This window comes from Pedococcus sp. P1_H8, from assembly GCF_056405175.1.
Genome location: NZ_JBFUCP010000082.1, coordinates 1 through 583, shown reverse-complemented (window position 1 = coordinate 583; position 583 = coordinate 1). Strand labels below are relative to the sequence as shown.

Below are 583 nucleotides of genomic sequence, written 5' to 3'. Positions count from 1 at the left end.
ATCCTCGGCGGCTTCCTTGTTCACGAGATCTCGCCAGTACGGGTCCTCGAGCGCGCGCTCGCGAGCCGCAGCATTGCGTAGCGCGGCGATCAGCGGCGCCGGGTCGGCGTCGGGGTCGCCCGACACGGCAATGAGCGCGACGGCAAGCTCCTCGATCTCGGCGTCAGCCATTTCTGAGGCGTCGAAGGTCATCGAAAATGGGTCGAGGATCATGATTTCTCCGTGCTTCGTTTGTCGACCGACATGCCGTTCCACACGCTGCCGCCGCGGATACCTCGACCGAACGCGGCATTTGCCCACAGCTCGACGTAGTACCCCGGGTCGGGGACGGTGAACGGCACATGGACCGTCAGGGTCTCCCGCTCTCCGGTGACCGCTTCCGCGATCCGCTGGAAATGCAGGGTCCCGTTCGGTGCGTAGACCCTGATCTGCACGTTGAAGTACGTCGAGCCGAGGGTGGGGTACCCCTCAAACGACAACTGCCCGTCGGCAATCCAGAGCCCTCTGCTGGCCAGGTAGATCGAGCCGTTCACGATCGTGGCCCCGACGAGCGCGCCGATCTGGCGATCGACCGGGATGCGGA

General features: G+C 65.0%; 2 protein-coding genes. Both read right to left on the bottom strand.

Features of this window, described 5'->3' with window-relative positions; genetic code table 11:
• Nucleotides 1-213 (bottom strand): hypothetical protein (locus AC1DYG_RS18955; protein WP_477641416.1); only part of this gene is annotated, 213 nt, incomplete at its 3' end.
• Nucleotides 210-583, bottom strand: a 374-nt coding sequence (locus tag AC1DYG_RS18950) for a hypothetical protein (RefSeq protein WP_477641415.1), incomplete at its 5' end; no start/stop codon positions are given. The genes AC1DYG_RS18955 and AC1DYG_RS18950, both read right to left, overlap by 4 nt.